Consider the following 11,993-nt stretch of genomic DNA (forward strand, 5'->3'; position numbering starts at 1 on the left):
AGAGTTGCATCAAACTCAAAAAAAATTATTGGATAAAGCTCCAAAGGCCCATAGCGATAAATATGAGGCCGGGAAGTTTGTAGATGATAAAGGTGTTGCCTTGGATGGCTGCGAATTTCGAACCAAGCTGAATTACAGCTGCAAGAAGTACGAATGTGCCGGTAGAAACCCCAGCTACATAGATCCAAAAATTTTGGTCGGTCAGCTCCACCCAACCCATGCTTTGCAGGTAGATCGTCACCATCAACCAAAAGGGTATGGCCAGTGGATTGGCTAGACTGATCAGCACGCCTTTTTTAAAGGCATGACGGCGTTCACCAATGGTGGTAGTAAGATTTTGAGTAGGTTTCTTTAGGAGATTATATATTCCCAGAATAAGCAGGACGGTACCAGTAATTATCGAAAAATACTGTGAGATGCTTTCGTTGGAGGTCAGATATATTTGAAATCGTACGGCTATACCAGCGTACAGATATTCGGTGAGTGCTGAGGCCAGAGCAAAAGACAAACCAGCGTTTCGTCTTCCTTCCAAAGCATACTGAAGTGTGGTGATGTTGATAGATCCAGGCGGAATAGAGCCAATAAAACTAAAAAAGAAAGCAAAAAAGAATAGGGCAATCAAGCTCATGATTCTTTCTGCTGATTGTACTTATTTATCCTAAATATTTCTCGTATTCCTTGTCCAAATGTATAGTAGGGGACTCCTCTTTTGTTGTTGATCATGCTGATGTCAGCCAGTACCTTCAGGTGATGTATGATGTCTTTATAAGCTTGGAGTAGTGAAAAGCCAGGATGGTAGATATGGGCAGGCTCAGCTCCTGCACCATTGAGCTCCAGAATTTTAAAATCTTTTTCGTTTGAAAGATCCTCTATTGATCTGCATCGTAAATCATACCTTCCAAAATAGAAGCCATCGATCTGGCTGCTGATGTGATCAAAGGTCTTGATTAGCCTGTCATTGATCAGGTGATTTCCGTTGAGAAAAGTAGTCCCGAGGCAATGATTACCGATCGAATTTAGCTCGACTCTCTCCGCGGCATACGGTACCCGTTCCATAAGTTCCGGAGTTTTCCTTTTGAGATTTTCAATGTGCATTTTTGCTCGGACGTCATCGTTCATCAGATGCTCGACTGTTCTGATCCCATCTCCGGTCACGGCTAGCATATCTTTTTGCACGATAGAGCTGATGGTACCGTGATCACAGTTTGGATATTTGTAATAAAAGATGCCTAACTCCACTTCATATGGCACAAATTCCTGCACTAGAAAATTGACTCTAATTCGATCCAAATAATCGGCGAGTTCATCTTCATTATTGATCAGCTCAACCATCCATCCACGTTCGCCAATATCAGGTTTTAGAATGATGGGAAAATCTAAATTTTCTAGTTGGAGACGGTTGAGAAAGCTGGCTTTATCTATTGCCGGTTCCAAACAATAAGTCTTCGGGATGTATTCGTCAGGAATCAATTTAAATATCTTGTCTTTGGACTCGCCCAACATACCTCCAAATTCAATCGTGGGATTAGAGGCGGTAAAGAAAAAAAACGACCTTGCTCTGATGGTAAGCCACAGCCAGTAAAACATCACCGGAAAATAGAACAAGGAAAATGGCCAAAATTCCCAGCGGAAGATTTTTGCCCAAACCACATGAGTGCTTAGTTTTCCATAGAGGGTCTCCCCTCCAGCGGACTTGTTATTGACCTTCTCGTACGATTCCGCTAAAACACTCATTTAGATAATTTTAAATACTGGCTTTTAGCGATTGGCGATATTTGACAGTAGAGCTGGCGACACCAAAATCTTCTGGCAGCTCAAGTGCTGGGTTCACCTCATTGAGTCCAATTTTGATCAGAGCCATATGGTGCACAGCATGTTCAAGATTGTATAGTAGCTCTCGGTCGAGGTTGGTAGCAACTGTCAGTGGCTGAGAGGATTCATCTCCAATGTTGCTGACGAGTTCCAATTCAATATTTTTCTTAAGCGGTTCCAACCTTTTCTTGATCTCAACAATAGCGCTCAGAGCTTCAAGGGTATTGCTTTCAAGAAAAATGTCTCTTTCTCTCTCATCATAGTTGATTCTACCTGATGCCATACCATCCAACAGACAGACAAAAAACTCTAATGTATGGCGCATATGCTGCCCTATTGAGTTGTGATGAAGTACTACAGATGCTCTGCTATATTCGTCATTGCTCAGGTTTTCGAGCACATGAATAAGTTGGTCAAAAATTCTATAGACTGCTGGTTTTATTTCCATTAAAGTATGCGGGTAATTGGTGTGTTAAGATAATAAATAGTCTACAATTGTGGTCTGGCATGCTCATTAAACTACATTTCAGATGTAAAAGTTCAGTTGACCAGACGCTTGACTACCTCCCAAACCAAGTCAGATTCGAACCCCTTATATATCGCATGTGTGGCCACTTTATTTCTTTTTTTGAAATTGTCTGACTCATGGAGCGATTCACTTTTTTTGATCACTATTTCTTCTAAAGTCATTAGATAATCGTCCTCATCGATTTCGGCTAGTCCTTTCTTGATGCAGTAAGCGGAGAGATCATATGGCCCAAGTCCGAGCAAGATTTTTTTCCTTCCCCATTTTTTTACTCTAAACTTTCCTCCTACATATGCCTTGGCAAACCTTTCCTCATTTATATAATTATCAGTGATCAAATCAGCAAGTACATCTTCTACCTCATCAGGATAGAGTCCTAAATTATAAAGCTTGTTGCGCACCTCCTTTTGAGACCTCTCCTGATAGGCACAAAAATTGGCGGCTTTCAGTTTGGCTTCTTCCGGCGTATGGCGCTTTGGTTTTTTGTCTTCGTACAAGGGCTACTTCTTTCGATATAAATATAAAAATCAGAAATACTAATAGGAAGCGCTAAAGCAGTTTCGTCAATCAGATATGGCGAAAAAAAACCACATCAGGCTCCTGATGTGGTTTAGTATCTTTTCAAATCTGATCTATTCCTTTATATATCCTTTTCTCTTGAGCACGGTCTCAACAAATTTTATTTCATTGTTGGAATTGAATATTCTAAATGGTAGGTGAATATGCTGTGCTTTATTGATAGTAAACAGAAAATAATCCTTGGTGACTTTTACTCTTTTGATATTGTCCCACTTCATAGGCATGCCTTGCTTGCTGTTGAGTTTGATCAATATTTGTTGACTATTGATTTCGTAGCTAAGCTTTTCAAACATGAACTTTCCCTGCTCCAATTGAGAGATTCCGGCAAACTGAATCAGCCAAAATAATATGTATAAGCCCAACGCTATGCTAGCTCCGGTAATCCACCAGTGATTTGGAATCCAAAAATAACCAGCACATATGGCAAGATAGATGAGTATTACCCACCACTGATCTTTAATTAAGTTCCCAAATGCCAACTTCACATAGGTACCAGTAGTCATTTGGTACTTTTTAGTTTTTACGTTCATTCCTATTTCTACTTTACTGCTTTCAAACTAATATCTAAACTTTTATAAGAGTGGGTCAGCGCGCCTACTGAAATGTAGTCTACTCCTGTTTCTGCCATCTCTTTAATATTTTTTTCTGTGATGCCTCCAGAGGCTTCGGTCTTACACTTACCACCGATCAATTGGATGGCTTCTCTCATCGCGGATGGCAGCATATTATCGAGCATGATTACATCCACTCCCCCTGCCTCCAATGCGTCTCTTACCTCATCCAGGTTTCTAGTTTCTACTTCTATTTTCAAATCTTTCTTACGTTCGGCGAGGTATTTCTTGGTGCGTTTGACTGCTTCTTTTATTCCTCCTGCGTAGTCCACGTGATTGTCCTTGAGCATCACCATATCATACAGGCCAAATCGGTGATTTTCTCCACCACCAATATTTACTGCCCACTTTTCACAGATTCTAAAGTTGGGACCAGTCTTACGGGTATCCAATAGTTTGGCTTGAGTATGCTTTATCATTTGAGCCAATTCTCTGGTGTAGGTAGCTATCCCGCTCATCCGTTGCATGCAGTTGAGCACGAGCCGTTCTGTAGATAAAATAGACTGGGCCTTGCCCTTCACGATCAAACCAATTTCTCCTTCGGACACTACATCGCCATCCTCCTTGAGTAGGACAACTTCCAACTCCGGGTCAAATCTTTTGAAAATCCATTCAGCCAATTGCAAACCCGCAATGACCCCGTCACTTTTGATCAGCAAGTTCGCCTCCTGTTGCAGATGATCAGGAATAGCTGCTTGGGTACTGTGGTCCCCTTCACCGATGTCTTCTTTCAGTGCGGAGTCTATAAATTTTAGTACAGCCTGTTTTGTCAGATATTTGATTTTCATCTGCCTTGCGTTTATTCTTTGAGTTTTCTTATTACTCTAAACGAGTAAAACTCGGCGCAAAAATATACAACTGAGACGTATTGAGATAATGATTTATAGTTTTAATAGATTATTGATTCTATAACTCATTATCTTGATTCTCAATCAACATGATAATAATATGGCACAAGTCACCGGGCAATATATTGACATTCCAAATCGAAGAATCTTTCCCGCAGTCGTTCATTTCGATGGCGGCACTATTACTAAAGTAGAAGAGATCTCCTTAGCTCCTTCGCATTATATTCTGCCTGGATTTGTAGATGCGCATGTGCATATCGAAAGCTCCATGCTGGTGCCATCAGAGTTCGCGCGACTGTCAGTGGTACATGGCACGGTAGGTACCATTTCTGATCCGCATGAAATAGGCAACGTGCTTGGCGTAGAAGGCGTGGAGTATATGATAGAAAATGGCAAGCAGGTAAACTTCAAGTTTCATTTTGGAGCGCCGTCATGTGTTCCTGCTACGACTTTCGAGACCGCTGGGGCGGAAATAAATGTAGAAGACGTGGCTTATCTGCTACAAAAACCGGAGATTAATTATCTGGCAGAAATGATGAACTGGCCGGGTGTGCTTTTCAATGATGAAACTGTATTCGCCAAAATAGAGGTCGCCAAAAAACTTGGAAAGCCGATAGATGGTCATGCACCCGGGCTGAAAGGGGAGCAAGCGAAAATCTATGCTGCAGCAGGCATAAGCACAGATCACGAATGCTTTACCGCGGAGGAAGCACTGGACAAACTGAAGTGTGGAATGAAAATACTCATCAGAGAAGGCAGTGCTGCCAAAAATTTTGAGGCCCTTATTCCACTTCTGGATGAGCACTATGAAAACATCATGTTTTGCTCCGACGACAAGCATCCCGACAATTTGGTGGAGGGTCATATCAACCTGCTGGTAAAACGAGCACTTGCAAAAAATAACGACCTCTTCAAGGTGCTTCAGGCAGCCTGCATCAATCCTGTAAAACACTATCAAATGAATATCGGGTTGCTGCAAGCCGACGACCCTGCTGATTTTATAGTAATAGACAATTTGGAGGATTTTAATGTCATTCAGACCTGGATCAATGGGTCACTGATGGCAGAGAGCGGCAGATCCAAAATCACCCGTGTTGAAAACAAGGTGATCAACAACTTTGACTGTCAACCCAAATCAGCCGAGGATTTTAACGTGCCCATTTCAGGTACTCAGGTACAAGTGATGGAGGCACTCGATGGCCAGTTGATTACTAATCTTCTGAGCTATGAGTCCGCACTGCTCGATAACCCTAACCAGACCAATACGACCGAGGACCTACTCAAAATAGCCGTGGTCAACCGGTACCAGGAAGCTGCTCCAGCTGTTGGATTTATCAAAAATATAGGTCTGAAATCTGGCGCAATTGCTTCATCTGTAGGCCATGATTCTCACAATATAATCGCTGTGGGTGAAGACGCAGATTCTATTTCCAAAGCTGTCAATCTCATTATAAAGGCCAAAGGTGGAGTGTCTGCGGTTGGTAATAATAAAGAAATGCTGCTAGAACTACCGGTGGCTGGGATCATGTCAGAAAAAGACGGCTATGAGATCGCTGAGCAGTACAGTGCTATTGATGCTTTTGCCAAGTCATTAGGTTCGCCGCTCAACTCTCCATTCATGACTTTGTCCTTCATGGCTCTGCTTGTGATACCTAAAGCCAAAATGAGTGATTTAGGTTTTTTTGATGGAGAAAAGTTTCAGTTCTTGCAAGTCTTTACCTCCTAAAGCTATATTTACTTGTGGATTTAATATACGCCCTCAACATCATCGGTACTTTTGTTTTTGCCATCTCTGGAGCACTCACTGCTTCAGAAAGGAAAATGGATGCCTTTGGCTCCGCCGTAATCGCCTTGATCACCGCATTGGGTGGTGGCACGCTGAGAGACATGCTCATCGGAAGTCAGCCAGTGGGCTGGATGCTAGATTCAAACTATTTGTATACTGTTCTCGCAGCTTTAGTTTTCTGCTATCTATTCAAAAAGTGGATTATAAGGCTCACCAGGACTATGTTTTTGTTTGATACCATCGGCTTAGGGCTGTTCGCTGTCTTGGGCGTGCAGAAAACATTGTCCTTCGGGTTGTCCCCCGGCGTGGCTATTATGATGGGAGCTGTTTCGGCAGCTTTTGGCGGAGTACTACGTGACGTGCTTTCTAACAGAATCCCATTAATTTTTAGGAAAGAAATCTATGCAACGGCCTGTCTGGCAGGAGGCTCCTTGTACTATGCGTTGACCTTGTCTAATCTGCCCGAAACCTGGAGTCTTTGGGTATCTATAGCAGTGGTGATGAGCATTCGTTTTTTAGCGGTCAAACGAGGCTGGGGCCTGCCTGGTATCAAGTAAATACAGATCGACTAATCCCGCTCGCGGATTTTCCGTATTATTGATTATTCTATGCTTATAAAAGAATTTCCGGATATCCATTGGCTTAAGACCGCCATCGCTCAAAATTTCGAACTTCGTGAGTCGTGGGATAAAAAGCCATTACCTAATACCGGATGGCCGACCGCCATTTTGAATGTGACTACCAAGCAGGTAGAGCGCAAAGACATCAAAGGCCCATTTTCTTTATTTCTAAATAAATCCGGCAAAAGTGTCGTCACCTGTGATCAAAAAACCATCGTTTTAAGTGATGAGACTTACGTGACAAGCAACAGTGGGCAGCACTATGATTTGTTGATCCATGAGCGAGAAAATACCGAAACTTTCAACATTCATTTTGGAGACCAACTCTATCAGGACGTGGTTCACTCGCTGAGCAATCCTCACGAGGGATTGTTGGATCGAACAACTCTTAATCATACTGACCATGGATTGTCCATCCGCAGCAATTTTCGTGATGCAGATTTCAATGCGTTAGTCAAAGAAGTTGAGGATTCTTATCAAAGCGAAAAAAAAGAGGAAAGCTTGTATCACTTACTAGCTCACCTACTCTATGCCAACAATGCTCATATTCGGCAAATCCAAAATATTTCGGAAATCAAGTCTTCTACCAAAACCGAGCTGGTCAGAAGAATCTATTTATCCATAGATTACATTCATGCCAGCTATGCTGAGCATATTACATTGGACCGATTAGCCACTGTTGCAATGCTCTCAAAATTTCATTTCCTCAGGGTTTTCAAAGCGATCTTCGGACTCTCCCCTCATCAATATCTCAAGAGGGTTCGTTTGCAAAAAGCGATTGCACTCATCCAAAAAAACAACATGCCCCTTTATCTTGTTGCGCAACAAGTAGGGATCGAAAATGGCAGTTCGTTGAGCAGAATGATCTATCAATTGACCGGTCAACGACCCTCTGTGCTCCAGGCTAATAATTAGCAATTTTGGTCATCTTTGTCTGTATTTAGCTACCTACTTTTGGCTTGTACTAAATAAGGTTTACCATGAACTATCATTTGATTGCTCAAGTTTCTTTTGTTGCACTCACACTTGTGTGCTTAGTTTTCATTTATAAAGGATTGAATTTTGGTCTGAGAAATTTTGAGGCCAAGAGACGCAAGTCTATTCTAACAAAATTTTTGCTCTTCCTGGGGTTATGGATTTTGTTGGTCACTATTGCGTCATTGACTGGATTCTCGTCAGACTTTGACTCATTACCGCCGAGACCGGCGCTGTTTGTTATTATACCCGTCATCGTGTTGATTTTCATTATGAGATCACCAGCTACCAAGGAGATACTGAGCGATCTTCCGCCTAGGTACCTCCTCAATATACAAGTATTCAGGGTTCCCGTCGAAATCTTGCTTTGGATGTTGCTGCTGGCAGGTGTCACCCCTATTCAAATGACCTTTGAGGGTAAAAATTTCGATATACTCGTGGGTCTCACCGCGCCACTTGTCGCTTACATAGCTTTCGGTAATGGCAGGTTCAACAAAAAACTCGCTATCGGCTGGAATATTTTTGGGCTTGCCCTGCTTGCCAACATCCTCGCGATTGCGGTGCTGTCCATGCCTACCCCACTGCGGGTATTTATGAATGAGCCAGCCAATACGGAGGTCGGTATGTTTCCTGTGATCTTTCTTCCCTCTATTCTAGTACCAATAGCTTATTATTTTCACATCTTTTCTCTGAAGCAATTGCTCATGAAGTCGGACAGATGATATGCAAAAATTTGATAGAAGGCATTCAATTCATTCATGGATTGAGTGCCTTACGGCTAAAAAAAACAATCATCTTTGGATACAAAAAAATGAATCGCTATGACTGATCTGCTATCCAAGGAATTGAATCAAATTATCGAAAGCACGCTCAGGAAATTGGAAACCTTAGAGACTGAATCCTGGAATCACAAACCAGCTCCAGACAAATGGAGCAAAAAAGAAGTATTCGGTCATTTGATAGATTCGGCACTAAACAACATCCATAGATTTGTAAGAATCCAATATGGAGACCATACTAATTTTTATTACGATCAGGATTTTTGGGTGAAAGCGAACGACTATCAAGCCCAAGACTTAAATACGATTCTGCTGCTTTGGAAAATGCTAAACCTACAAATCGCTGTAGTTTGGAAAGGTACTTCTGATTCGGACCTGCAAAAGACTATCCCAGTAAAAGACGAACTGCCCACGCTTCAGTTTCTGATGGAGGACTACCTAGTCCATATGAACCATCACTTGAAAAAAATAATTGGCTAGACTACTTAATCAGCTGGCTTTTGGCCTTTTGCTGATAAGTACGACTGATTGTCAACTGGTCATTTCCAATGGTAACGGATTCTGAATTGAAGGTGGCTATTTTGTCAACATTGACAATAAAAGATCGATGTATCCTTAGAAAATTCGCTGGCAATTCGTTTTCAATATGGCTGATCTTTGCTTTGGTGGTAACCGGTGAGTTTTGATCTTCTATATGAATTTTCACATAGTCCGAAAAGCTTTCTACATATAGTATATCACCATGATTGACCTTTTTGTGCTTTCGATCTGATCGTACAATCAAATAGCCCTGTCGTGTTTTTTCTTGTTGCAGATGCAATTCATCCACTTTCGCCTCAGACTTCTGATACTTTCTGATCAGAATAAAAAAGCCTTGAGCGAAAACAATAGCAAAAAGGGTCACACTTAGATTGGAAACATCAAGTATAGATGGATGCATAGACTGCACCTGATAGTTAGCCAGATAGATAAATGCGAGAAAAATCATAACGATCTGCAAGTAAGCCGCCACGATTAGCAGATAGACAAAATAGAGTATGAAAGTCTTCTTTCTGCCTACCATAAGATATTTTGGTACGAGATAGAAATTGAAGCAGTAAGCTGTACCTATCACTACGGGGAATAGGATGCTAACAAAATAAATAGAGTATAGATAGCCTTCGAAGGCATTGCCATACAATAGGATCAGGGCAACGTATACCGCAATCCAAAAAGCCGCATGCCATTTTAACTTCATTGATTTTTTCTTTCAAAATTCGCCAAATATCTTCACAGTCCATTAGTTTATCGATGACTGACTGGTTTAGCACCGGATTCTACATAGGTAGCCTACCTGCCACCGCCTAGTTTTGAGACAAATATTATATTAACAAAAAAAGAAACAACATGATTGATTTATTATTTGAAGGCGGTATTCTATTTATGAGCATCCTTACGCTCACCTTAGCCACCAATATTGGGTTTTTCTTGTATCTGATACTGCGAAAATCCAAGGCGGCAGATCAAATGGAAATGATCAAGTCCATAGGCCTATTCGCACTAATATTTGGGCTGCTGGGTCAGTTTATTGGTTTGTACAGTGCGTTACAGCACATCAGCGAAGTAGAATCTGTATCGGCGGCAATATTAGCAGGTGGCATTCGAGTCTCTTCCATCACAAGCATTTATGGAATGGTCATCTTTATATTGAGTTATTTGATGTGGTTTGGATTAAAAGCTATGCCAAAGACCTAACGACTTTTAGTCATCTGCACTACATGGATTGTCCAGGATACGGTGTTATCTTTGGGCAGTCCTAACACTATGAACGACATACTAAACAGAGCAGATATAGACCAACTCATTCTTGATTTCTACAAGAAAATCATGGTCGATCCGCAGATAGGATATTTCTTTACGGAGGTAGTCAGCCTGGACCTTGATCATCACCTTCCAAAAATTGCTGACTTCTGGGAAACCACCTTATTCCATCAGGCCAAATACAAAGGCAACCCGATCACACCACATGTCGCCATGCACGAGAAGTCACCGATGACTCAGGCACATTTTGATCGCTGGGTAGAAGTGTTTTGTCAGACGATAGATAAGAGGTATGAAGGTGAGAAAGCAGAAATGGCAAAACAGCGTGCACGATCTATCGCCACAGTCATGCTTATCAAAATCAAAAACTCCGAGAGCTCTTAAATTTCCCTTTCCTATTATAATACTTCCATTTTCCGAAAGGTTCACCATTTTGATAATACTCCTCTGAGGCAATTTTACCGTTGTCATGGTAGGTGATCCATGCTCCATGAGCCAACCCATTGAGATAGGTTTCTTTTATCTGCAGTTCACCATTGAGATAATATATGTTTCTAGTCCCGTTGCCACTTTTCAAAGAGCCTTTGGGCAGCACTTCGCCTTGTTCTGAGAAGTAGTCACTTACATCCATCAGTTGTCCATGTTTCCAATTCTCGTCCTGGATCAATTGCTCATTTTCATAAAAGTGACCCCATAGTCCATTTTTAAAGTCCGCCTGATAGGACCCTATGGATTTTAGTTTACCAGAGGGATAGTACTCAATCCATTGTCCATCTCTGAGATCATTTTTGTACTTACCTTCCAGCTGTAGTCCTCCTGATTCATAGAAGTATTTCCAGAGCTTCTGCTTCTGGCCGGCCCTATATTCCCCAATGGAAAACATGCCACCTGCCGTGGTCATGCTGACCCAAGTTCCAGTTTTCAAATTTGACTTGTAACTGCCTTCCACGCTCAATGAACCATCGTTGAAATATTCAACGTATTTACCGTCAAGCAACCCATTTTTATACTCCGCGGATAGGGTCTTGTTCTGGTTGTAATGATATTCTTCGACCTTGCCATTTAGCAGACCGGATGCATAGGTTTCCGTTCTGGCCAAGCGACCACTGGGGTGATAGTACTTCCAGGTACCTACAGGGAGGTCCTCTTCATAAAACTGCTCGAAGTTTTTGTTTCCCAAGGCCGAATATTCCGTCCAGATACTATCCTTCTTTCCGGCTTTGTAGTAGCCAGAGAGTCCTACCTGACCGTTGTCGTAGTACTCAAAATACTTTCCGTCCAGGATATCATTTTTGAACTGTGATGATGATACGAGCTCGCCATATTTGTCATAAGTATTGTAAGGTCCGTTTTTTTGACCTTGTTCAAGGAGAATGGCTTCAGAGATAATGTAGTTTCGATACTTATACCAGACACTATCTGGTTGCCCATTTTCATAATATCCAGAGACAACAGACTTTGCCTTGGCATTTTCAAAAGTCCATTTGCCTATTCTATTATTATTCACCACCTGGCCTTTTGCAGAATAGGTAGTATCTAGGGGTACTTCCAGATAAAAATTTTGTGCATTAGATAGGCTAGGCAGCAACGTAAATAGTGAGCATATGAGAATAAGTTTCTTTACCAGCATATAGAAAATTTTCGTTTGGCGCAAAGC

The 11,993-nt window shown here is 41.7% G+C and carries 15 protein-coding genes; 7 read left to right on the forward strand and 8 right to left on the reverse strand.

What is annotated here, in order from left to right; translation table 11 throughout:
* Nucleotides 1–25 precede the first annotated feature (25 nt).
* The 6 genes from ABJF11_RS06265 to nadC form a co-directional block, all read right to left on the reverse strand.
* The gene (locus ABJF11_RS06265) at nucleotides 26–628 is read right to left on the reverse strand and encodes a LysE family transporter (RefSeq protein ID WP_348118831.1); all 603 of its coding nucleotides are present in this window, start codon (nucleotides 626–628) and stop codon (nucleotides 26–28) included.
* The gene (locus ABJF11_RS06270) at nucleotides 625–1,734 is read right to left on the reverse strand and encodes a hypothetical protein (RefSeq protein WP_348118832.1); all 1,110 of its coding nucleotides are present in this window, start codon (nucleotides 1,732–1,734) and stop codon (nucleotides 625–627) included. The genes ABJF11_RS06265 and ABJF11_RS06270 overlap by 4 nt, the downstream gene beginning before the upstream one ends.
* Nucleotides 1,735–1,744: 10 nt before the next feature.
* Complete coding sequence (locus tag ABJF11_RS06275) at nucleotides 1,745–2,260, reverse strand: DinB family protein (protein WP_348118834.1); 516 nt, start codon at nucleotides 2,258–2,260, stop codon at nucleotides 1,745–1,747.
* Between the two features lie 92 nt (nucleotides 2,261–2,352).
* A complete protein-coding gene (locus ABJF11_RS06280) occupies nucleotides 2,353–2,835 on the reverse strand; it encodes a regulatory protein RecX (protein ID WP_348118835.1) in 483 nt (160 codons plus the stop codon).
* 135 nt (nucleotides 2,836–2,970) lie between these two features.
* A complete protein-coding gene (locus tag ABJF11_RS06285) occupies nucleotides 2,971–3,447 on the reverse strand; it encodes a YcxB family protein (protein WP_348118837.1) in 477 nt (158 codons plus the stop codon).
* An 8-nt stretch (nucleotides 3,448–3,455) separates the two neighbouring features.
* On the reverse strand, nucleotides 3,456–4,316 hold the full coding sequence (nadC, locus tag ABJF11_RS06290) for a carboxylating nicotinate-nucleotide diphosphorylase (protein WP_348118839.1): 861 nt from the start codon (nucleotides 4,314–4,316) through the stop codon (nucleotides 3,456–3,458).
* A gap of 160 nt (nucleotides 4,317–4,476) precedes the next feature.
* Between nadC and ade the strand changes: the two genes are divergently transcribed.
* From ade to ABJF11_RS06315, 5 genes are all read left to right on the forward strand, one after another.
* Nucleotides 4,477–6,102: an adenine deaminase gene (ade, locus tag ABJF11_RS06295; protein WP_348118840.1), complete on the forward strand. Its 1,626-nt coding sequence runs from the start codon at nucleotides 4,477–4,479 to the stop codon at nucleotides 6,100–6,102.
* Nucleotides 6,103–6,116: 14 nt separating this feature from the next.
* A complete protein-coding gene (locus ABJF11_RS06300) occupies nucleotides 6,117–6,719 on the forward strand; it encodes a trimeric intracellular cation channel family protein (protein ID WP_348118841.1) in 603 nt (200 codons plus the stop codon).
* 51 nt (nucleotides 6,720–6,770) lie between these two features.
* Nucleotides 6,771–7,697 (forward strand): AraC family transcriptional regulator, encoded by a 927-nt coding sequence (locus ABJF11_RS06305; protein WP_348118842.1) that lies wholly within the window; start codon nucleotides 6,771–6,773, stop codon nucleotides 7,695–7,697.
* Nucleotides 7,698–7,762: 65 nt separating this feature from the next.
* Nucleotides 7,763–8,479, forward strand: coding sequence for a hypothetical protein (locus ABJF11_RS06310; RefSeq protein WP_348118843.1), 717 nt, complete (start codon nucleotides 7,763–7,765; stop codon nucleotides 8,477–8,479).
* Between the two features lie 99 nt (nucleotides 8,480–8,578).
* On the forward strand, nucleotides 8,579–9,016 hold the full coding sequence (locus tag ABJF11_RS06315; protein ID WP_348118844.1) for a DinB family protein: 438 nt from the start codon (nucleotides 8,579–8,581) through the stop codon (nucleotides 9,014–9,016).
* A 1-nt stretch (nucleotide 9,017) separates the two neighbouring features.
* On the opposite strand, the gene ABJF11_RS06320 is transcribed toward ABJF11_RS06315, so the two are convergent.
* Complete coding sequence (locus ABJF11_RS06320) at nucleotides 9,018–9,773, reverse strand: LytTR family transcriptional regulator DNA-binding domain-containing protein (RefSeq protein WP_348118845.1); 756 nt, start codon at nucleotides 9,771–9,773, stop codon at nucleotides 9,018–9,020.
* Between the two features lie 149 nt (nucleotides 9,774–9,922).
* Here ABJF11_RS06320 and ABJF11_RS06325 point away from each other — a divergent pair, with 149 nt between their 5' ends.
* Together ABJF11_RS06325 and ABJF11_RS06330 are read left to right on the forward strand one after the other, a co-directional pair.
* The gene (locus ABJF11_RS06325) at nucleotides 9,923–10,270 is read left to right on the forward strand and encodes a MotA/TolQ/ExbB proton channel family protein (protein ID WP_348118846.1); all 348 of its coding nucleotides are present in this window, start codon (nucleotides 9,923–9,925) and stop codon (nucleotides 10,268–10,270) included.
* A gap of 69 nt (nucleotides 10,271–10,339) precedes the next feature.
* Nucleotides 10,340–10,720, forward strand: coding sequence for a group III truncated hemoglobin (locus ABJF11_RS06330; protein ID WP_348118848.1), 381 nt, complete (start codon nucleotides 10,340–10,342; stop codon nucleotides 10,718–10,720).
* On the opposite strand, the gene ABJF11_RS06335 is transcribed toward ABJF11_RS06330, so the two are convergent.
* Nucleotides 10,698–11,966, reverse strand: a complete 1,269-nt coding sequence (locus ABJF11_RS06335) for a toxin-antitoxin system YwqK family antitoxin (protein WP_348118849.1) — start codon at nucleotides 11,964–11,966, stop codon at nucleotides 10,698–10,700. The genes ABJF11_RS06330 and ABJF11_RS06335 overlap by 23 nt on opposite strands.
* Nucleotides 11,967–11,993: the final 27 nt, after the last annotated feature.

Origin of the sequence: Reichenbachiella sp., from assembly GCF_039941815.1 — a bacterium.
Lineage (GTDB): Bacteria > Bacteroidota > Bacteroidia > Cytophagales > Cyclobacteriaceae > Reichenbachiella.

Excerpts from the sequence above, each read along its gene's own strand:
- ABJF11_RS06265 (WP_348118831.1), bottom strand. The coding sequence starts at position 628 with ATGAGCTTGATTGCCCTATTCTTTTTTGCTTTCTTTTTTAGTTTTATT.
- ABJF11_RS06270 (WP_348118832.1), bottom strand. The coding sequence starts at position 1,734 with ATGAGTGTTTTAGCGGAATCGTACGAGAAGGTCAATAACAAGTCCGCT.
- ABJF11_RS06275 (WP_348118834.1), bottom strand. The coding sequence starts at position 2,260 with ATGGAAATAAAACCAGCAGTCTATAGAATTTTTGACCAACTTATTCAT.
- ABJF11_RS06285 (WP_348118837.1), bottom strand. The coding sequence starts at position 3,447 with ATGAACGTAAAAACTAAAAAGTACCAAATGACTACTGGTACCTATGTG.
- nadC (WP_348118839.1), bottom strand. The coding sequence starts at position 4,316 with ATGAAAATCAAATATCTGACAAAACAGGCTGTACTAAAATTTATAGAC.
- ade (WP_348118840.1), top strand. The coding sequence starts at position 4,477 with ATGGCACAAGTCACCGGGCAATATATTGACATTCCAAATCGAAGAATC.
- ABJF11_RS06305 (WP_348118842.1), top strand. The coding sequence starts at position 6,771 with ATGCTTATAAAAGAATTTCCGGATATCCATTGGCTTAAGACCGCCATC.
- ABJF11_RS06310 (WP_348118843.1), top strand. The coding sequence starts at position 7,763 with ATGAACTATCATTTGATTGCTCAAGTTTCTTTTGTTGCACTCACACTT.
- ABJF11_RS06315 (WP_348118844.1), top strand. The coding sequence starts at position 8,579 with ATGACTGATCTGCTATCCAAGGAATTGAATCAAATTATCGAAAGCACG.
- ABJF11_RS06320 (WP_348118845.1), bottom strand. The coding sequence starts at position 9,773 with ATGAAGTTAAAATGGCATGCGGCTTTTTGGATTGCGGTATACGTTGCC.
- ABJF11_RS06325 (WP_348118846.1), top strand. The coding sequence starts at position 9,923 with ATGATTGATTTATTATTTGAAGGCGGTATTCTATTTATGAGCATCCTT.
- ABJF11_RS06330 (WP_348118848.1), top strand. The coding sequence starts at position 10,340 with ATGAACGACATACTAAACAGAGCAGATATAGACCAACTCATTCTTGAT.
- ABJF11_RS06335 (WP_348118849.1), bottom strand. The coding sequence starts at position 11,966 with ATGCTGGTAAAGAAACTTATTCTCATATGCTCACTATTTACGTTGCTG.